Here is an 18658-nt window from a genome sequence, read left to right as displayed (position 1 = left end):
CATAAATTTAAAGGTAATTCTATCAAGTTAATGTGAAATATCAATTTGATTGAAAATTAGACAAAAATAAAGAAATGACTTCAACATAATCATCAAAGTCATTTCATTGACTACCGCCAAGATAACATCGTCACGACTAGGACATTGAATTATGTCCCAGACTCATCGACTTATTTACTTTTTTCTAATTCATCTAAGAATTTTTCTTTTTTAACTTTAATGAAAGTACCTTTCATTCCTAAAGAACGTGATTCAATTACACCAGCACTTTCTAATTTACGTAGTGCATTTACAATTACAGATCTAGTAATACCAACTCTATCTGCAACTTTTGATGCGATTAATAGGCCTTCCGTACCGCCAAGTTCTTCAAAGATATGTTCAATCGCTTCTTTTTCAGAATAAGATAATGAATTAATTGCCATTGTAATAGCAGCTTTATCGCGCGCTTCTTTTTCTACTTCACTATGCTTCTCACGTAAGATTTCCATACCAATAACTGTAGCAGCATATTCACCTAGTACCAAATCATTTTCATTAAAATCATCATGTACTCGACCAAGTACTAATGTACCTAATCTTTCCCCTCCACCTAAAATTGGGAAGATAGTTGTACGACTATCTATGAATAATTCTCTGTTTTCAGGTGGGAATACTGTTAATACATTGTCGATATCAATATTTGATTCTGTTTGTTTAACTTCCATTAATCGTTCTGTATATTCACTTGGAATATGTCTTTCTTCCAACATTTGAATAATTCTTTGACTTTTTAATAATTCATTTAGACTCGATCCTAAAATTTTACCTCGACGCGATACAATAAATACATTTGTTACAGTTACGCTACTAATCGTTTGTGCTACATCTTTAAAATCAACCGCAATACCTTTGTGTTTTTGAAGTAACGTGTTTAACTCTCTCGTTTTAGATAATAAGCTCATGAATTTTTCTCCTTTTGTATATTTTTATAGAATAAATGCACTTAAATCTTTATTTGTTGAAATTGATTTTAATTTATCATCAACATATTGTGGGGTAATATCTACAACTGCATTCGGCATACTTGGTGCTTCGAATGATAAATCTTCTAGCATCTTTTCTAAAATTGTATGAAGTCGACGTGCACCAATGTTGTCTGTATCTTGATTTACTTGATAAGCAATCTCAGCTAAGCGAGTAATTGCTTCATCGGTAAAGTTTACAGTAACTTCTTCTGTTTGAAGCAATGCTTCATATTGTTTAATTAATGACAATTTTGGTTCTGTCAAAATTCTTACAAAATCTTCTACCGATAAACTATCAAGTTCAACTCTAATCGGAAAACGACCTTGCAATTCTGGTATCAAGTCACTCGGCTTAGATACATGGAAAGCTCCAGCACCTATAAACAGCATATGTTCAGTATTCACAGTACCATATTTGGTTTGAATAACGCTACCTTCAAGTATAGGTAAAATATCTCTTTGAACACCTTGTCTTGAGACATCTTGACCACTATTATGATTATTCGTCGCAACTTTGTCGATTTCATCTATAAAGATGATACCCATTTGTTCTGCTAATTCAAGCGCTTCTTGGTTAGCGCTTTCTTGATCAATTAGTTCATCCGCATAACTATCAGCTAAGATTTTCCTTGCCGTCTCAACAGCAACTTCTCGCTCAACTTTCTTTTTAGGCATTAATTGATTCATCATCTCTTGCATTTGCTGATTTTGATTTGTACCTAGCATACCTAAAGCACCAGGATCTTGTTCGACTTTAATTCTTACCTTTTCTTTTTCAAGTTTGCCTTCTTCTAGCTGTCTCTTAATTTCAGAACGTTTTGTTTTAATTTCCTCAGTAGGTGGTTCTTCTTCATCTTCGTTATTTTGTCCGAAATTTGGAATTGCACCTCCGAAAAGTGACTCTAAAGGATTATTCGTTTGAGACGCTTTCTTTTTCATACTTGGAACTAATAACTTAACAAGTTTTTCATTGGCCTTAGCTGTTGCTTCATCTTGTACCAATGATTTTTTCTGCGCCTTGACTAATCTTACTGAAACATCAACAAGATCTCTAACCATACTTTCAACATCTCGTCCTACATAACCTACCTCAGTAAATTTAGTAGCTTCTACTTTTATAAATGGCGCGCCGACAACTTTGGCCATTCTTCTTGCAATTTCAGTTTTACCAACGCCGGTTGGTCCAATCATCAAAATATTTTTAGGTGAAATTTCTTGCTTTGATTCCTCATCTAATAAACTTCTTCTGTATCGATTACGTAGGGCAATTGCCACTTTACGTTTAGCATCATTTTGTCCAACGATGTATTCATTTAATTTAGATACGATTTCTTTTGGAGTTAATCTTATTCCAGCTGTATCCATTAATTTCATTCCTCCGTCTTTTAACTAAAATTAATTGCTCGTAATTATTTATCGTGCTCTGATTATTATAGTGTTTCGACAACAATATTATCGTTGGTAAAGACACAAATATCAGCCGCTACTTTCAAGCTCTCATATGCCATTTCTTCAGCAGACAAATGCGATGCATGGCGTTTCAATGCACGTCCTGCGCTTAATGCGTAGTTGCCTCCTGATCCAATAGCGATAAGGTCATCATCTGGAGCAATAACTTCGCCAGTTCCACTGACAACTAAAATAGCATCTTTATCCATTACAATTAGCATAGCTTCTAATTGACGTAATTGTTTATCGCCTCGCCATTCTTGTGCCAATTCAACAGCAGCTCTTTCTAAGTTACCACTAAACTGTTGTAATTTTGTTTCGAATTTTTCAAATAACGTAAACGCATCTGCTACACTACCTGCGAAACCAGCTAACACTTTACCTTCATATAAACGTCGCACTTTTCTTGCCGTTTGTTTCATGATGACTTGTTGACCAAGCGTTACTTGCCCATCTCCAGCCATAGCTGCTTTCCCATTATGTCTTACAGCATAAATTGTTGTTGCATGTAATGTTGTATTACTCATGTTTCATTCTCCTTTTTCGCTCGAGGATGTGCATTTAGATACACTTTTCTTAATTGTTGGTTAGATACGTGTGTATATTTACCAGTTGTTGACAAATTAACATGACCTAATAACGATTGTACTGTTCTTAGGTCTGCACCTTGATTCAATAAATGCGTTGCAAATGTATGTCTGAGCTTGTGGGGATGAATCTCACTTACGCCTGCTGTTCGTTTAACAATATCATTTAAAACATATCGTACACCGCGTTCAGTGATTGCTTCACCCTTCATATTTACAATAAGAAAATCATGATTGCATGACTGAATTGGTTTGAAATGTTCTAAATAATTTTCGATGCTTTGTCTACAATAAGCACCAAACGGTACAAAGCGCTCTTTGCTCCCTTTTCCTAATACGGTAACACCATTCGCGTAAAAATCTATATCTTGTTTTTTAATATTTACTAATTCCGAAACACGGATGCCTGTAGCATACAACAATTCAAGAATAACTCGATCCCGTAAATTTTTTGAAGTGTCCTCTTCTACAGTTTTGAATAACGCTTCCATTTCTTCTTCGTAAAAGAATTGCGGAAGATATTTTTCTTTTTTCGGATGTACTAATTGAACAAATGGATTAATAATGTTCTCATCAAGCGTCATCCAATATTCATAGAAAGTTCTTAACGTTGAGATTTTACGAGAAACAGATGTTCTTTTCAAATGATTTGAATATAAATAGCTCAAATAATTTCTAGCATCTCTGTATTCAAAAGTATTCAACTCTAAATGTTCTTGTTCTAAAAATTGATTAAACTGAATTAAGTCATCTTGATATGATTTCAATGTGTGTTCCGAAAAATTCCGTTCAACTTTCAATGTATTTAAAAACGCATCTTGAATATGATTCAATACATTTACCCTCCATCAATAAGAATTGTAGCATATACAGCAAAGGGCTTACAGTAATTTGATAATCAATTCTAAATCTTTTGAGAATTAAATAATTGTAACTAATCGGAAAACCTGTTAATTAGAATACCTCTTTTTTAAATTAATTACTAAAAGTCTTTATTAATAGCCTTGCCATTTATTATTTCATTGCCTTTTAAATAAAGTTTATTTAAAACATTCTCTTACATGTTACATCAATCAACTTATTGCGTGTTATTTATTTAGATATTTTTTGAATGCGAATTCTAAATTGTCAGAAATACGTAACAATTCCAAAATTAAAAAGACTAGGATAAGTATTTTCCATTTAGAAAGTCATTACTTACTCGTTGATGACTTAAGAATGAATAGCATATCTAGTCTTTCTAACTATTTTATAAAGTTTTTTTGAAATTTTCTAAGTAATCCAAAGCTCTATTAGCTTGTGCTTCATAGCGTTCTTTTTTATCTTTAATTCTAGTTTCTAAAGATGGTAATAACCCGAAGTTAGCATTCATAGGTTGGAAATTCTTATTGTTTTTAGCATGAGAAATATAGTAAGCCATACTTCCAATCATTGTTTCTCTCGGAAATACTACCTCACCCTTGCCTAATATTTTATGCGCAAGATTGATACCTGCAACTAAGCCGCTAGCTGCGCTTTCTACATAACCTTCAACACCAGTCATTTGTCCCGCAAACTGTATGTTTGGTTGTGAAATCAATTCATATTTCTCGTTTAATACGTCCGGTGAATTAATGAAGGTATTTCTATGCATCACACCATATCTAACAATATCAACATTTTCTAAGCCTGGAATTAATTTAATGACTTCTTTTTGAGCTCCCCATTTTAAATGCGTTTGGAAGCCAACAATATTGTAGAGTGTACCAGCAGCGTCATCTTGTCTTAATTGAACCACCGCATAAGGACGTTTCCCAGTCTTTGGATCTTCTAATCCTACTGGTTTCATTGGTCCAAATAGTAATGTCTTGCGTCCGCGTTCTGCCATTACTTCAAAAGGCATACAACCCTCGAAATATTTTTCTTTTTCAAATGAATTTACAGGCGCAACTTCAGCTTCTAATACTGCATCATAAAAGCGATTAAATTCATCCTCAGTCATAGGACAGTTTAAATATGCAGCTTCACCTTTATCATAACGGGACTTTAAGTAAACTTTATCCATATCAATAGATTCTTTTTCAATAATTGGAGCAGCCGCATCATAGAAATAAAGTTGATCTTTACCAGTAATGTCCACTATTTCTTGCGCAAGGGTTTCTGTAGTAAGTGGTCCTGTTGCGATAATTGTGTATCCATCTGGAATGGCATTAATTTCTTCATTAATAACTGTGATATTTTCATGATTTTTAAGTGTTTCAGTAATATAACCTGAAAAATCGTGTCTATCAACTGCTAATGCACCACCAGCTGGAACTCGTGCCTTATCAGCCGCTTCAATAATTATAGAATTCAATCTTCTCATTTCTTCTTTTAAAACACCCACACCATTAGTTAAAGCATTTCCGCGTAATGAATTGGAACATACAAGTTCCGCAAATTTATCAGTATGGTGCGCTGGTGTTTGTTTAACAGGTCTCATCTCTATTAGATTAACTTTAATTCCTCTTTCAGCTAATTGATATGCCGCTTCTGAACCGGCAAGACCAGCACCTATTACATTTACAGTTTGAGTCATTTCTATACTCCTTTTATTGTCATTTATGTCTTTTAATTATGTTGTTATGTTTATATTATCCGCACTTATTTAGATTAATCCTTTACTATCTTTAAAATAAGATTCACTAATGATTCTATTTAACAATCTTAAAATGTATCTAGGAAATAAAAATATTATTTCTGCGCTGCCTCTTTATAATCGCAATTTGAACATATTACTTGTGTTGTCTTGCCTTTTTTATTTTCAACAAGATATTGGTTACATTTTGGACAATCTCTTCCAATCGGCTTATCCCAAGAGATAAAGTCGCATTCAGGATATTTCGAACATCCATAAAAGACACGATTCTTTTTAGATTTTCTTTCTACGACGTCACCATCATTACATTTTGGACATTTAACACCAATAGACTTAACTATCGCTTTTGTATTACGACAATCCGGGAAGTTTGAGCAAGCCATGAACTTACCATAGCGTCCCATTTTTATAACCATAGGAGAACCACAAATTTCACAGTCTTCACCGGCTGGCTCATCTTTGATTTCAATCTTTTCCATCTCTTCTTCAGCACGTTCAACATCTTGTTTAAAGCTACTAAAGAAACCGTCGATTACTTTCCTCCATGTAATGTCGCCTTCTGCAATCTTATCAAGTAACGTTTCCATATTCACTGTGAATTCCACATCAATAATCTCTGGGAAGTATTCTTTCACTTGTTCATGAACTATTTCTCCCAACTCAGTAGGAACAAAACGCTTACTTTCTAATTTGACATAGTTACGCTTTTGAATCGTATCTATTGTCGGTGCATAAGTTGATGGTCGCCCAATTTTCAATTCTTCTAGTGTTTTTACTAATCTCGCCTCAGTATATCTTGGAGGTGGTTGTGTATAGTGTTGAGCTGGTTCAATTTGAGTTGCTGTGACTTTATCACCTTGCTCTAATTTAGGCAGTTTATTTTCCTTTTCGCTATCACTATCATCTTTAGTTTCTACATAAAGTGTCATAAATCCTTTAAACTTGATTGTTTGACCATTCGCTCTAAATTTAATGTCACCTTGTGTTATGTCTAATGAGACTGTATCAAGTATTGCTGGAGCCATTTGACTAGCAACAAATCGTTCCCAAATTAATTTGTATAATCGGTATTGGTCTTTCGTCAAAAATGACTTCATATCATCTGGCGTACGCATAGTACTTGAAGGTCTAATAGCCTCATGGGCATCTTGGTCACCTTGTTTCCCTGATGCTTTACGTTTAGAAGTGTAAGATTCACCGTATTTATCAGTTATATACTGTTTTGCTTCAACTTTGGCAGTATCTGAAATACGTGTAGAATCGGTTCTCATATATGTTATTAAACCAATCGTACCTTGTTTTTTCAAATCTATACCTTCATATAATTGTTGTGCGACCATCATTGTTTTTCTTGCTTTAAAGTTTAATTTACGTGCCGCCTCTTGTTGTAATGTAGAAGTTGTAAATGGGTTTGCTGGATTACGCGTTTTTTCTTTTTTAGTCACGTTTGTAATTTCGAATTGATCTCCATCTAATGCAGCTGTAATTTTCTCAACATCTTTTTTCGTTTTTAGTTTAAAAGGTTTATTTTTATAATGAAGGAATTTAGCATTGAATTTTGATTTTTTGTATCTAAATTCTCCTTCAATAGTCCAATATTCTTCTGGTTTAAAGTTTCGAATTTCATTTTCACGGTCAATGACTAAACGAAGTGCAACAGATTGAACTCGACCCGCTGACAACCCTTTTTTTACTTTTTTCCAAAGAACTGGCGAGATGTTATAGCCAACTAATCTATCTAATATTCGACGCGCTTGTTGTGCATCGACTAAGTTCATTTCAATTTCTCTAGGATTTTTAAAACTTTCTTTAACAGCGTCTTTAGTTATTTCGTTGAAAACAACGCGATTTTCTTTAGAATCTTCAAGCTCTAAAATTTTTGATAAATGCCAAGCAATTGCTTCACCTTCACGGTCGGGGTCACTTGCGAGAAAGACGTTTTTCGCTTTTTTTGCATGTTTTTTCAATTCTTTTACAACAGGACCTTTTCCGCGTATTGTTATATATTTTGGTTCGTAATTATCTTCAGTGTCGACACCCATTTGACTTCTTGGTAAGTCTCTGACGTGTCCCATTGAAGCTATAACTTTATATTTCTTACCTAAATACTTTTCAATGGTTTTTGCTTTTGCAGGCGATTCAACAATGACTAAATTATCTGCCAATGTCATTTCCCCCTCGCTAATCTAATTACTAAAGATAAATGATAAACGCTTAATTTTGCTTTTGTCAACGTTTTATATCTAAACAAATCATTTTCCCTGTCTATTTTTTATAGATTTTATTAAAAAATAAATTACAAAGGGAAACAAAAGAAATATGAAGCAACTCGTTATTTTTAGTTTTAAATATAGTAGTCTTCAAATATATCATTAGCGTTTAATACTACCTTAGCACCTTCTTGGATACGTAATAAATTACCTTTTGTCATAGGATTAAACATAGATCCAGGTAAAACATAAACATTTCTATTTTGCTCTAATGCAAAATCTATCGTGATGTGACTGCCACTTTGTTCCTTAGCCTCAGTAATTAAAACCCCTTTTGACAAACCGCTGATAATTCTATTGCGCTCAGGAAATCTATATTTAGCGATTGGTGTATGTGGTGGATATTCAGATATAACTAAACCTTTTTCTTCTATTTTATTTCTTAATGCTAATGTACTTTTGGGATAATGTGTTTGATGGCCAAAGGCTAAAACTGCAATTGTAGGGAGATTGTATTTTAAAGCTATTTGATGTGCCATTGCATCAGCTCCTTGAGCAAGGCCGGAAACAATTGTTAAATATTTGCTTTTATCATTTGATAATAAAAATTCTAAAGACTGTTGGGTATAACTTGTAGAATCTCTTGCACCTACTACTGCCAAATGATGCATATTATTTATTAATTTGATGTTCCCTTTATAGAAAAGAAGTAATGGAAATTGATATATTTCTTTTAATAGCACTGGGTATTCAGAATCCATATATGTAATGTAACTTACTTTTAATTTCTGCAGTTCTTTAATAATATCGTTATGATCAAGTTTTATAAAAGCATAGTATTTACGTAATAAATGAACATTTTCTTCCCTATTCACCCATTCACATAAATAACTATCTTTTTTTCTTCCCTCCTCTTTAATTACATTAGGATATGCCATTAAAAATTGATGAATTTGTTTAGTCGAAAAGTGTGCCCAGTATAACTTAAGCAAAAATAGTTTAATCAATAAATCAACTCCTTTTTGTAATCATACAAAATCATATTCTATTTTTGTTTTACATTTCTAATACAAAAACATTGTCGATGTAATGTTATTTTAAGGAGTAAAAATACTGACTTAAAAAGTGAAAAGTATGTTGGAAAGAATTTAAAATTTCAATTTCCAACATACTTTATAATTAAACCTTATAAATAAGTTTTGCAAATTTATATAGAATTGGTCTTACTGGTTTGATGAAATCACCAATTAATTCTTCAACATGTGCATTAAAACCCTTTTTAAATTGTTGAACACCAAAATCATCCGCCTCATTACTAAAGACGCCTGTTATTCCATAAAAATTATACCTATTAATATTATGTGATTTTGCATATTTTATCATATGCCATTGTAGATGATATGCACCCATATACTGATTATATTTCGGATTTGATCCACTTGATAGATAATAAACTTCATCATCAGTACATATAAATAAAGCAGCAGCTAAATCCAAAACAGGTCCATCTTCAAATATTAGTTCTTCGGTTTTACTAATTCTATTATTAATACTAGATAATTGCATATTTAACTGATTTAATTTTGATTTATTTTTTTTAGAATTTGGATTTTCATTTAATGCTCTGTTCACAGTCATCATTTCATTTTCGATTTTCAATAATTGTATTTTTAATTTATCTTGATATTCATTAAGATTTATACAAGCTATCTTTAACATTGCCTTATCTTTATATATTTCTTGCATTCGTTTAAAATAATCTTCATTCATGAAATGAAAACCATGTTTTTCTTCAGCCATTTGAAACAATTTATAAAATCGATTTGTTTCTTCAATAGATAAATCTTCAACCTTAACACCAATCTCAATAGTCTTTTTTATATTTCTTCTAGTTTGGTATTCCATTTCTTTTAAAAGTTGATTCTCATCTTTATCTTTTAAATCCAATACAGAAATCCACCTAATTTGACTTTTATTTGAATATCCTGTTGTATAACCTTGATGGAGATACCCAATTTTCCCTAGCATCTTTACTATCACTGAATTATTATAATTCTTTATTATCCTACCATTTGCATCTCTTAAATTCTCTATTAAATATGGATCAACAAGAATAAATACTCCTCTATTTTTATAAATGAATTTAGATAATTCTTTAAAAAAGTAACAAACTAATTTAGCATCGAAATAATCAAGTAAAGGACCTCTATGAGAGTAGAAATATTTGTAGAATTTAAAAATTCGTGCCTCTGTTAATAAACATGCAGCTATAACTTCATTTTTATCATTCTTCACTCCCACAATATGTGCTTCATGATTTATTTTATTTCTATAATTATATAATTCTATAGACTGCGTATAATGTTTGAAGTGCTTTTTGGTGTAGTTGGTAAATTCTTCTTCACTTAAAGTTGAAAATTTCATATTTCAATGTCCTGCCTTCGATTTAAATTATGCTTTTTTAAATGGTCTAATAAAAATCATATCATTTTCATAATTATGAACAACTTTATGTGCAACCTCTGCTTTACGCCATCCACCATTATTCCAGTTTTGATCTAAACTTTGGAACTTCATTAATTTTCCATCATAATCACCATTTAAGACAATAGCTGTATGACCATATCCTCCACCAAATCTTCCACTAAAAACCACTAAGTCCCCAGGTTCAGCTTTGAAAGTTGGTGTGTTGTGATAAATTTTAGCTTCACTATTAAAATTATTTGCATATGGTATATCTTTAGCTCCATATCCTTTTAATCCATGACCATAAAGATGATTCCAATATACATTAACTAAATCGAAACATTGCCATCCATAACTACCGTCGAAATCCCATCCTCTATTCTCTAATGTTTTCAAATAATTTAATGTACTGCTATTACTATTACTTTTATTATTTGAAGACACTGTTTTTGGTTTTGGTTCTACTAATGGTGTCATTGGCACTTTTAATTTTTGACCAATAAATATTAAATTAGGATTTGCTATATTATTTGTATTTTGAATATTTGAAACTGTAGTTTTGTATTTTAATGCTATAGCACTAAGTGTGTCTCCTTTTTTTACAGTATAGATTTGTGTTTTTGGAGCTTCTCTAAAACTGTAGTAACCAAAGTAATTATTAGTAACTTTATTCGTTTTCTTCTGATTAGAATTTTGAGCTTCCAAGTTTGCAATTTTAATTTCTTTAGTAAGTTCATTGTTATTAATAACTAGATTGTTACCTTGGCTTGAGTTTTTCGGAGTATTTGAAATCTTTATATCTTGATTAATTTCATTTCCGTTTGAAATTGCTGATTTGTTGTCTAACTTTAAACTTGTGTCCGATGTTTTAACAGCACCTTCATTTTTTATTTTGTCTTTTGTCGTATTTTTATTAGCATTTAACTCTGATTTCGCGAATACATTTTGCTCATACCCTCTTGTAAAATCTTTAGATTTATCAATTTCATCTGCATATGCTTTGTTCGACATACCCAATGCCAAAAACATACCTATTGAAATTGACAAAATTCCAATACTAACTTTTCTAATTGAATAGCGTACTTTACTTTGTTGTTTATTCATGATGAAACACTCCTTACAATAATATACAAACATTATAACATAGTGCGCTATATATTTTAATTAAAATTTTCTTTGTTTTATAAAGCTATTGTAGGAGGTAAAATAATTAACTTGTCTTTCCAAAATATGAAAAGTGTACTAAAATTCATCGCACGACAAATAGCCCATTTCCGATACTTTTATAAAGTATGGAATGGGCTATAGCCATTTATATCATCTTTTAACTTTATTTATTAACAGTTAATAATGATTCATAAATACCTGCTTCTTTAGCAGCTTCAATTAATGTTGAACCAATTTCTGAAGGTGTTGCCGCTGTTTTCACACCACAACTATTTAATGTTTTAATTTTCTCTTCAGCAGTACCTTTACCACCTGAAATGATTGCACCAGCATGTCCCATACGTTTTCCAGGAGGTGCTGTTTGTCCACCGATAAAGCCTACAACTGGTTTTGTCATATTCGCTTTAATCCATTCAGCTGCTTCTTCTTCAGCCGTACCACCGATTTCACCAATCATAACAACTGCTTTCGTTTCGTCATCTTCATTGAATGCTTTTAAAACATCAATAAAGTTTGTTCCGTTGACTGGGTCTCCACCAATACCAACAGCTGTAGTTTGACCAATACCTTCTTCAGTCAATTGGTGCACTGCTTCATATGTTAATGTACCTGAACGAGATACTACACCAACATGACCTTTTTTGTGAATATAGCCAGGCATAATACCAATTTTACATTCATCTGCTGTAATCACACCTGGACAGTTCGGACCAACTAAACGTGTTTTTCTACCTTGTAAGTAGCGTTTAACTTTAACCATGTCTAATACAGGAATATGTTCAGTGATACAAATAACCATATCTAAGTCTGCATCAGCTGCTTCTAAAATTGAGTCTGCAGCAAATGGTGCTGGAACGTAAATGACTGAAACCGTTGCCCCAGTTTCATTTTTAGCTTCTTCAACAGTGTTGAAAACAGGAACGCCTTCAACAACTTGACCACCTTTACCAGGCGTCACACCTGCTACTATTTTCGTACCATAATCAAGCATTTGTTTTGTATGGAAAAGGGCAGTAGACCCTGTAATACCTTGTACCATTACTTTAGTATTCTTATCTATAAATACACTCATCTTAGTGCTCCCATCCTTTCCTTATGCTTCTTTGACTAGTTTAACAATTTTTTGTGCACCTTCAGCCATTGTTGCTGCTGGTTCAATTGCTAATCCTGAGTCTTTTAAGATTTTTTTACCTAACTCAACATTTGTACCTTCTAGGCGTACAACTAGTGGTAAAGTTAAATCTACTTCTTTTACAGCTTCAACGATACCTTCTGCGATAACATCACATTTCATAATGCCACCGAAAATGTTTACAAAAATACCTTTAACATTTTCATCACCTAAAATGATTTTAAATGCTTCAGTTACTTTTTCTCTAGTAGCGCTTCCGCCTGCATCTAAGAAATTGGCTGGGTTTCCACCGAAATGATTAATCGTATCCATTGTTGCCATGGCTAAACCTGCACCATTAACCATACATCCGATGTCACCATCTAATGCAATGTATGATAAATCATGTTTAGACGCTTCAATCTCTTTCGGATCTTCTTCTTCTAAATCACGTAATTCTACAACATCTTTATGTCTGAATAATGCATTATCATCAAAATTAATTTTAGCATCTAATGCCAATACATCACCATCAGCTGTTGTAACTAATGGGTTGATTTCTACGATTGAACAATCTTTTTCAATGAATACATTATAAAGTGCTAATAAGAATTTAGCAGCTTTGTTAACAGATTCTTTAGGAATATTAATATTAAACGCAATTCGTCTTGCTTGGAATGGTGAAAGTCCGATTACTGGATCGATAGTTTCTTTGAAGATCTTTTCAGGAGTCTTCGCAGCAACTTCTTCAATCTCAGTGCCCCCTTCTTCAGACGCCATCAATGTTACTTGGTCAGTCGCACGATCAATAACGAATCCAACGTAATATTCTTTTTGAATAGCACAACCTTCTTCGATATATAAACGCTTAATTTCTTTACCTTCTGGACCAGTTTGATGTGTCACCAAAGTTTTCCCTAATAATTCTTTTGCATATGTTTCTACCTCAGATAAAGATTTAGCAATTTTTACTCCGCCTGCTTTACCTCTACCTCCAGCATGAATTTGTGCTTTTACAACATAAACATCAGAATTTAATTCTTTTGCTTTCTCCACCGCTTCTTCAGCAGTAAATGCTACTCGTCCTTCTGGAACTGCAACGCCCATTGAACGAAATATTTCTTTACCTTGATACTCGTGGATATTCATCTTCCATCCTCCTGTTACTTAGGTTAAGTTCCCTTACAATTATAAAAAATGTAAGCGCTATTGTAAACTTAAATGCTACTTTTTTATCATTTAATTGAATTTTACGATTTACAGTAACGATTTTATAGGTTCAAAGCTTTTTCTATGCTCTTTCATAATGCCAATATCATCGATTGCTAGTAAATGTTGTTTGGTACCGTAACCCGCGTTTTTTTCAAAACCATATTCAGGATAATCTTTAGATAACTGTGTCATATAATCATCACGAAAAACCTTTGCCATGATACTTGCAGCTGCAATGGACACACTTCTTGCATCACCCTTGATTAAAGATACTTGAGGCAGTGCATTATCAAGCGTCATCGCGTCTATCAATAAATGCGTTGGTTGTACTGATAATCCATCAATAGCTCGCTGCATGGCGATTTGAGTAGCTTTATAAATATTAAATTCATCTATTTCTTCAGCTGTCGCGATCCCATATGCAAAAGCAGTAACTTCATTTTTTAGTGCTTCATTTAATTCTAGACGTTTCGTAACAGGTACTTTTTTCGAGTCATCAAGGCCCAAATAATTGTGATTTGAATTTAAAATTGTTGCGCATGCAACGACTGGACCTGCTAAAGGTCCTCTTCCAACTTCATCAATCCCACAAATAATAGCATTAGGATGCTCTTTTAATATTTCATTTTCAAAGTAAGTCATTTCAACATACTTTTCTTTTAAAGCTTGTTCTTTTTCTAACGCTTTTCTGCGCCTAGCTATGGCATTTTGAACACCTTTTCGCTCATCTAAAAAGCATTCATGATTTTCTAATTCTTCTATTGTATTAACCGCATTAATCAACTGCGTAACTTCTTTAATTGTTAGCGTCATTTGCTAATTCCTCAGTCATATCTTTAAAAATATCAAAACAATAATTTCCTATTTTAGCATTTCGAATATCATAAATAATCAGTTCAATGACTGCTTCGTAATCAATTTCATTACCACGTCGAATTAAGCCACGTTTTTTCCCTATCGCATCAAACCACGCTATGATTTCTGCATCTTCAGGAACTTCAATATTATAATGTGACTTTAATCGCGCTAAATCATTTTGAATTAAAAAGTTTAATCCATAGATGGCAACTTCATCTAAGTGCACAATACTATCTTTTATCGCACCAGTTAAACTCAACTTCTTACCGACTTCTTCATCTTCAAATTTAGGCCAAAGTATCCCTGGTGTGTCTAATAGTTGTAATGCATTACCAACTTTAATCCATTGTTGTTGTTTGGTCACACCTGGTTTATTACCAGTCTGCGCAATACTACGCTTTGCCAGTTTATTTATTAATGTGGATTTACCAACATTTGGAATTCCAACGATCATTGCTCTTATCGCTCTAGGTTTAAGTCCTTTCGCTTTTTCGCGTTCAAATTTTTCAGCAGTCGCCTTAATTGCTGCAGCTTCCACTTTCTTTAAATTTTTACCGTGCTTAGCATCCACTGATACAGGATAGTATCCTTTATCAATAAAAAATTGTTCCCATTTTGACATCTCATTTAAATTAGACATATCTTTTTTATTTAATATAACAACACGTGGTTTTTGGTTAATAACTTCATCTATCATAGGGTTTCTTGAACTATATGGAATTCTTGCATCTACTAGTTCAAACACTACATCTACTTTTTTTAATTGTTCACTTACTTCTCTTTTGGCTTTCGCCATATGTCCTGGATACCATTGAATAACCATTCAATTCACCTTACTTTCGTCAATTCTTTTCTCATTATTAAAATCTATAACCTGTTAATTATAGAACAAATTCATTAATTCAACTATATTTATTTTAACATTGTCACACTTCTTAACAATGCTTTAGATTTAGGTATAAGTGATTATTTCAAGTTTTCTACAATTAAAAATCATCATTTGTTAAATCTAAGTTACTTATTAAGTGACATTCATCTTTATCAGTATGACATTTTTATTATTCAATATATTTGTTTAATGATAAACTGAAAATGATCCAAAGTTTAAGTAACTATGATAAGGTATCTGTTCCACAGTCATCTTCGTCTTTACCTATCAAGAACCTCATTAACTTTAGTTTCAGTTAAACTTAATTTTAAATTTGAAAGTTGAGGATAATGTTGTGTTAAAAAAGTGGCTAAATTCAAACGTCAAACAATTCTTTGTTATAACTTTCATTAGTGTAATATTAACGCTTATTTTATTTTCTACTCATATCTATGATTATATTGTGAATGGTACTGTTTTTAGCGGGGCTGGAGATGGATTCCGTCAAATGATGCCATTTCAAATGTATTTGTATGAACATCTACGTAGTTTTTCTAGTTTATATGATGCATCGTTTGGATTAGGTGGCGATTATATGAAAGGACTATCATATTATTATTCGCTGTCACCTTTAATGTGGCTAAATTTTCTATTCATTAAAATAGGAGAAACGGTTGGTATATTTAATCCGACGACAATACATTTTTGGCCGACAAACCAACTTATTATGGCTATGATACGAGCTATCATAACATTTGTCGTGACCTTCTACTTATTTAAAATATTACACTTTAAACGCTCAGCAAATATGATCGCTACGATTTTATACGGCATGTCAACTGTCGTTATATACTTTAATTTTACTTGGTCATTTTATGGAAATTTATTATATTTATTGCCATTATCGATTCTTGGTTTGGAAAGATATTTTCAACAACGCAAAATCGGTATTTTCATTGTTGCGATAGCCTTAACACTATTTAGCAATTTTTATTTCAGTTATTATCAAGCTATTATTATAGGTTGCTACTATTTATATCGACTCATTTTCACTTACAAATATGACATTGTCTCTAGAACACAAAAATTAATTTGCGTCATATCTGCTACAGTTTTGAGTGTGTTATCAAGTGTATTTGGTTTATTCACTGGCATTTCTGCGTTTTTGGAAAATGACAGAAAGCAAAATCCCAATGTTGATATACCGTTTTTGACACCACTTGATTATCATTATTTTTTCTTTAGCGATGGATTTTATATTACGATTTCAATTCTTACTATCGTTGCATTATTGTCATTCAAACTGTATCGTTTTTACTTTTATAGACTTTTCGCAATAGTAACATGGATATTATTTATAGGTTCATTATCACAGTATTTCGACAGTGCTTTTAATGGTTTTTCATTTCCAGAAAGGCGTTGGGTGTATATCTTAGCACTATCATCAAGTGCTCTTTGCGGATTGTTTATTCAACATTTATCAACATTAAATATGAAATATTATTTAATCAGAACAATACCCGTATGCATCATCGCAATACTTTATGTATTACTATCACCGACACACCCACTTGCACTTATAGTAGGTATTATCCTGCTAATAGTGCTTGCCGTTATTTTAAAATTTAGTTTATGGCGTTATAAAAAATTAACCGTTGCAATATTAGTATTAATCGTTATGATTCAACAAATCGTCATTTTAGATAACAACAAAAACATGGCAATCAAACCTTATCAACAATCATTATCAACGTTGAAACAACATGATTACCATAGTAACTATGTAAACCAGCTTATAAAAAAGATAAATCAAAATGCAACAGGCTCATTTAATCGCATTGATTATATGTCAGACTATGCATTAAATTCACCATTTATATATCATTATAATGGCATTTCATTATATTCTAGTATTTTTAATGGAGACATTTTAAAATATTATGACAAGACACTCCAAATTAATATGCCAATCGATAAAAACAGCACTTATAGATTACTTGGCAATCGTCAAAATTTACTATCACTTTGGAATGTTAATGATCGAATTAGAGTGAATCATGATGACAACTTACCATATGGATTTAAAATTAAGTCTGAACACAAAGACAATAAAGTTCGTTGGATTCATTCTAAAAATACCATCCATTATCCAAGTGCACATATTACAAATAAGGTCTTTTCCAATAAAGAATTAAAATCTCCATTAGATAAAGAACAAGCAATGTTGCAAGGGATTGTTTCTAACAATATTAAAGATGTTAATACACATTTTAAAGCCAATAAAAATTTACTATCAGATTCAACAATTAAATTAAATAGTGCAGCCTGGCAATCTCCTACAAAACATTTATTACAAGTTAAACAAAATAATGGTGGTCTAACTGTACAGTTGCCAAAATCAGTTTCTAATCAATTTAAAGATTTGTATTTTGAAATGGATTTAGAATTACTTTCGCCGGATAAAGCTCATGATGTTAAAGTGAATGAATATACACAAGAAAGAAATAAACTCACTTATAAATATCGACGCGTTGTAACACCCGTAACGATACGCATTAAAGCTCCAGATAGAATTAGATTATCATTGCCTAAAGGTAAGTATCGAGTAAATTTAAAAGGGATATACGGCGAAGATTATACCACGCTTAAAGACGCTTCAAATTCATTAGAAGCTGTCAAAGTTAGTAAGACAAAGCATGGTTATACTATTACTAAAAATAAAAATTCATCTGGGTATATTGTTTTGCCAACAGCATATAATCAAGGTATGAAAGCGACATCAGGTGATCAAAGTCTTAAAGTTGAACAAGTAAATGGTGTTATGACCGGCATTAAAGCACCTAAAAATATAACAAAGATTCAATTGAGCTATACCCCACCATACTATTATTTACTTATAACAATTACTATATTTGGCATTATATGTAGTATTATTTTCACGAGATGGGCAAGACAAAAATAATGTTGCTACGCATATATTTAATAAATCTACTAAGTCCTTTTCAATGGCACTTAGTAGATTTTTGTTTATATAACCATTTTGAGCAAACACGTTATGAATAGAGAAGGAATAAACAATTACATTATCAACTTTACATTAACTAAA

Annotated in this window: 15 protein-coding genes; 1 reads left to right on the top strand and 14 read right to left on the bottom strand. The window is 32.1% G+C overall.

The window, feature by feature from the left end:
• Positions 1-27 precede the first annotated feature (27 nt).
• The 14 genes from AA076_RS14850 to ylqF all read right to left on the bottom strand — a co-directional run bounded on the left by AA076_RS14850 (position 28) and on the right by ylqF (position 15507).
• Complete coding sequence (locus tag AA076_RS14850) at positions 28-120, bottom strand: hypothetical protein (protein ID WP_001790530.1); 93 nt, start codon at positions 118-120, stop codon at positions 28-30.
• A gap of 50 nt (positions 121-170) precedes the next feature.
• Positions 171-944 carry a GTP-sensing pleiotropic transcriptional regulator CodY gene (codY, locus tag AA076_RS06255; RefSeq protein WP_000055337.1) on the bottom strand — a complete coding sequence of 258 codons (774 nt, stop codon included), beginning with the start codon at positions 942-944 and terminating at the stop codon, positions 171-173.
• Positions 945-968: 24 nt separating this feature from the next.
• Positions 969-2372, bottom strand: coding sequence for an ATP-dependent protease ATPase subunit HslU (hslU, locus tag AA076_RS06250; protein ID WP_000379054.1), 1404 nt, complete (start codon positions 2370-2372; stop codon positions 969-971).
• Positions 2373-2437: 65 nt separating this feature from the next.
• Entirely contained in the window at positions 2438-2983 is a 546-nt protein-coding gene (gene hslV / locus AA076_RS06245) for an ATP-dependent protease subunit HslV (protein WP_000072681.1), read from the bottom strand.
• Positions 2980-3876, bottom strand: a complete 897-nt coding sequence (xerC, locus tag AA076_RS06240; protein WP_001015597.1) for a tyrosine recombinase XerC — start codon at positions 3874-3876, stop codon at positions 2980-2982. Before xerC ends, hslV begins: the two co-directional genes overlap by 4 nt.
• 416 nt (positions 3877-4292) lie before the next feature.
• Positions 4293-5600: a methylenetetrahydrofolate--tRNA-(uracil(54)-C(5))-methyltransferase (FADH(2)-oxidizing) TrmFO gene (gene trmFO, locus AA076_RS06235; protein ID WP_000195254.1), complete on the bottom strand. Its 1308-nt coding sequence runs from the start codon at positions 5598-5600 to the stop codon at positions 4293-4295.
• A gap of 155 nt (positions 5601-5755) precedes the next feature.
• A complete protein-coding gene (gene topA / locus AA076_RS06230; RefSeq protein WP_001548566.1) occupies positions 5756-7831 on the bottom strand; it encodes a type I DNA topoisomerase in 2076 nt (691 codons plus the stop codon).
• Positions 7832-8004: 173 nt separating this feature from the next.
• Positions 8005-8877 (bottom strand): DNA-processing protein DprA, encoded by an 873-nt coding sequence (dprA, locus tag AA076_RS06225; protein WP_000593192.1) that lies wholly within the window; start codon positions 8875-8877, stop codon positions 8005-8007.
• A 172-nt stretch (positions 8878-9049) separates the two neighbouring features.
• Positions 9050-10294 carry a FemA/FemB family glycyltransferase FmhC gene (gene fmhC / locus AA076_RS06220; protein WP_000672867.1) on the bottom strand — a complete coding sequence of 415 codons (1245 nt, stop codon included), beginning with the start codon at positions 10292-10294 and terminating at the stop codon, positions 9050-9052.
• A gap of 27 nt (positions 10295-10321) precedes the next feature.
• On the bottom strand, positions 10322-11440 hold the full coding sequence (locus AA076_RS06215; RefSeq protein WP_001041662.1) for a LysM peptidoglycan-binding domain-containing protein: 1119 nt from the start codon (positions 11438-11440) through the stop codon (positions 10322-10324).
• Positions 11441-11666: 226 nt separating this feature from the next.
• Positions 11667-12575: a succinate--CoA ligase subunit alpha gene (sucD, locus tag AA076_RS06210; RefSeq protein ID WP_000110253.1), complete on the bottom strand. Its 909-nt coding sequence runs from the start codon at positions 12573-12575 to the stop codon at positions 11667-11669.
• A gap of 21 nt (positions 12576-12596) precedes the next feature.
• Entirely contained in the window at positions 12597-13763 is a 1167-nt protein-coding gene (gene sucC / locus AA076_RS06205; protein ID WP_001020801.1) for an ADP-forming succinate--CoA ligase subunit beta, read from the bottom strand.
• 108 nt (positions 13764-13871) lie between these two features.
• Entirely contained in the window at positions 13872-14639 is a 768-nt protein-coding gene (locus AA076_RS06200; protein WP_000176394.1) for a ribonuclease HII, read from the bottom strand.
• Positions 14623-15507 carry a ribosome biogenesis GTPase YlqF gene (gene ylqF, locus AA076_RS06195; protein ID WP_000236722.1) on the bottom strand — a complete coding sequence of 295 codons (885 nt, stop codon included), beginning with the start codon at positions 15505-15507 and terminating at the stop codon, positions 14623-14625. Before ylqF ends, AA076_RS06200 begins: the two co-directional genes overlap by 17 nt.
• Before the next feature lie 400 nt (positions 15508-15907).
• Here ylqF and yfhO point away from each other — a divergent pair, with 400 nt between their 5' ends.
• Positions 15908-18514 (top strand): lipoteichoic acid-specific glycosyltransferase YfhO, encoded by a 2607-nt coding sequence (gene yfhO, locus AA076_RS06190; protein WP_000915229.1) that lies wholly within the window; start codon positions 15908-15910, stop codon positions 18512-18514.
• Positions 18515-18658: the final 144 nt, after the last annotated feature.

This window comes from Staphylococcus aureus (assembly GCF_001027105.1).
Lineage (GTDB): Bacteria > Bacillota > Bacilli > Staphylococcales > Staphylococcaceae > Staphylococcus > Staphylococcus aureus.
The sequence above is the reverse complement of the archived record's forward strand: the minus strand, read 5'-3'. Positions and strand labels throughout refer to the sequence as shown.

What these genes read in the sequence shown, in the direction of transcription:
- hslU (WP_000379054.1), bottom strand. Translation starts at nt 2,372, where the DNA reads ATGGATACAGCTGGAATAAGATTAACTCCAAAAGAAATCGTATCTAAA.
- ylqF (WP_000236722.1), bottom strand. Translation starts at nt 15,507, where the DNA reads ATGGTTATTCAATGGTATCCAGGACATATGGCGAAAGCCAAAAGAGAA.
- AA076_RS06200 (WP_000176394.1), bottom strand. Translation starts at nt 14,639, where the DNA reads ATGACGCTAACAATTAAAGAAGTTACGCAGTTGATTAATGCGGTTAAT.
- sucD (WP_000110253.1), bottom strand. Translation starts at nt 12,575, where the DNA reads ATGAGTGTATTTATAGATAAGAATACTAAAGTAATGGTACAAGGTATT.
- topA (WP_001548566.1), bottom strand. Translation starts at nt 7,831, where the DNA reads ATGACATTGGCAGATAATTTAGTCATTGTTGAATCGCCTGCAAAAGCA.
- AA076_RS06215 (WP_001041662.1), bottom strand. Translation starts at nt 11,440, where the DNA reads ATGAATAAACAACAAAGTAAAGTACGCTATTCAATTAGAAAAGTTAGT.
- sucC (WP_001020801.1), bottom strand. Translation starts at nt 13,763, where the DNA reads ATGAATATCCACGAGTATCAAGGTAAAGAAATATTTCGTTCAATGGGC.
- hslV (WP_000072681.1), bottom strand. Translation starts at nt 2,983, where the DNA reads ATGAGTAATACAACATTACATGCAACAACAATTTATGCTGTAAGACAT.
- fmhC (WP_000672867.1), bottom strand. Translation starts at nt 10,294, where the DNA reads ATGAAATTTTCAACTTTAAGTGAAGAAGAATTTACCAACTACACCAAA.
- trmFO (WP_000195254.1), bottom strand. Translation starts at nt 5,600, where the DNA reads ATGACTCAAACTGTAAATGTAATAGGTGCTGGTCTTGCCGGTTCAGAA.
- codY (WP_000055337.1), bottom strand. Translation starts at nt 944, where the DNA reads ATGAGCTTATTATCTAAAACGAGAGAGTTAAACACGTTACTTCAAAAA.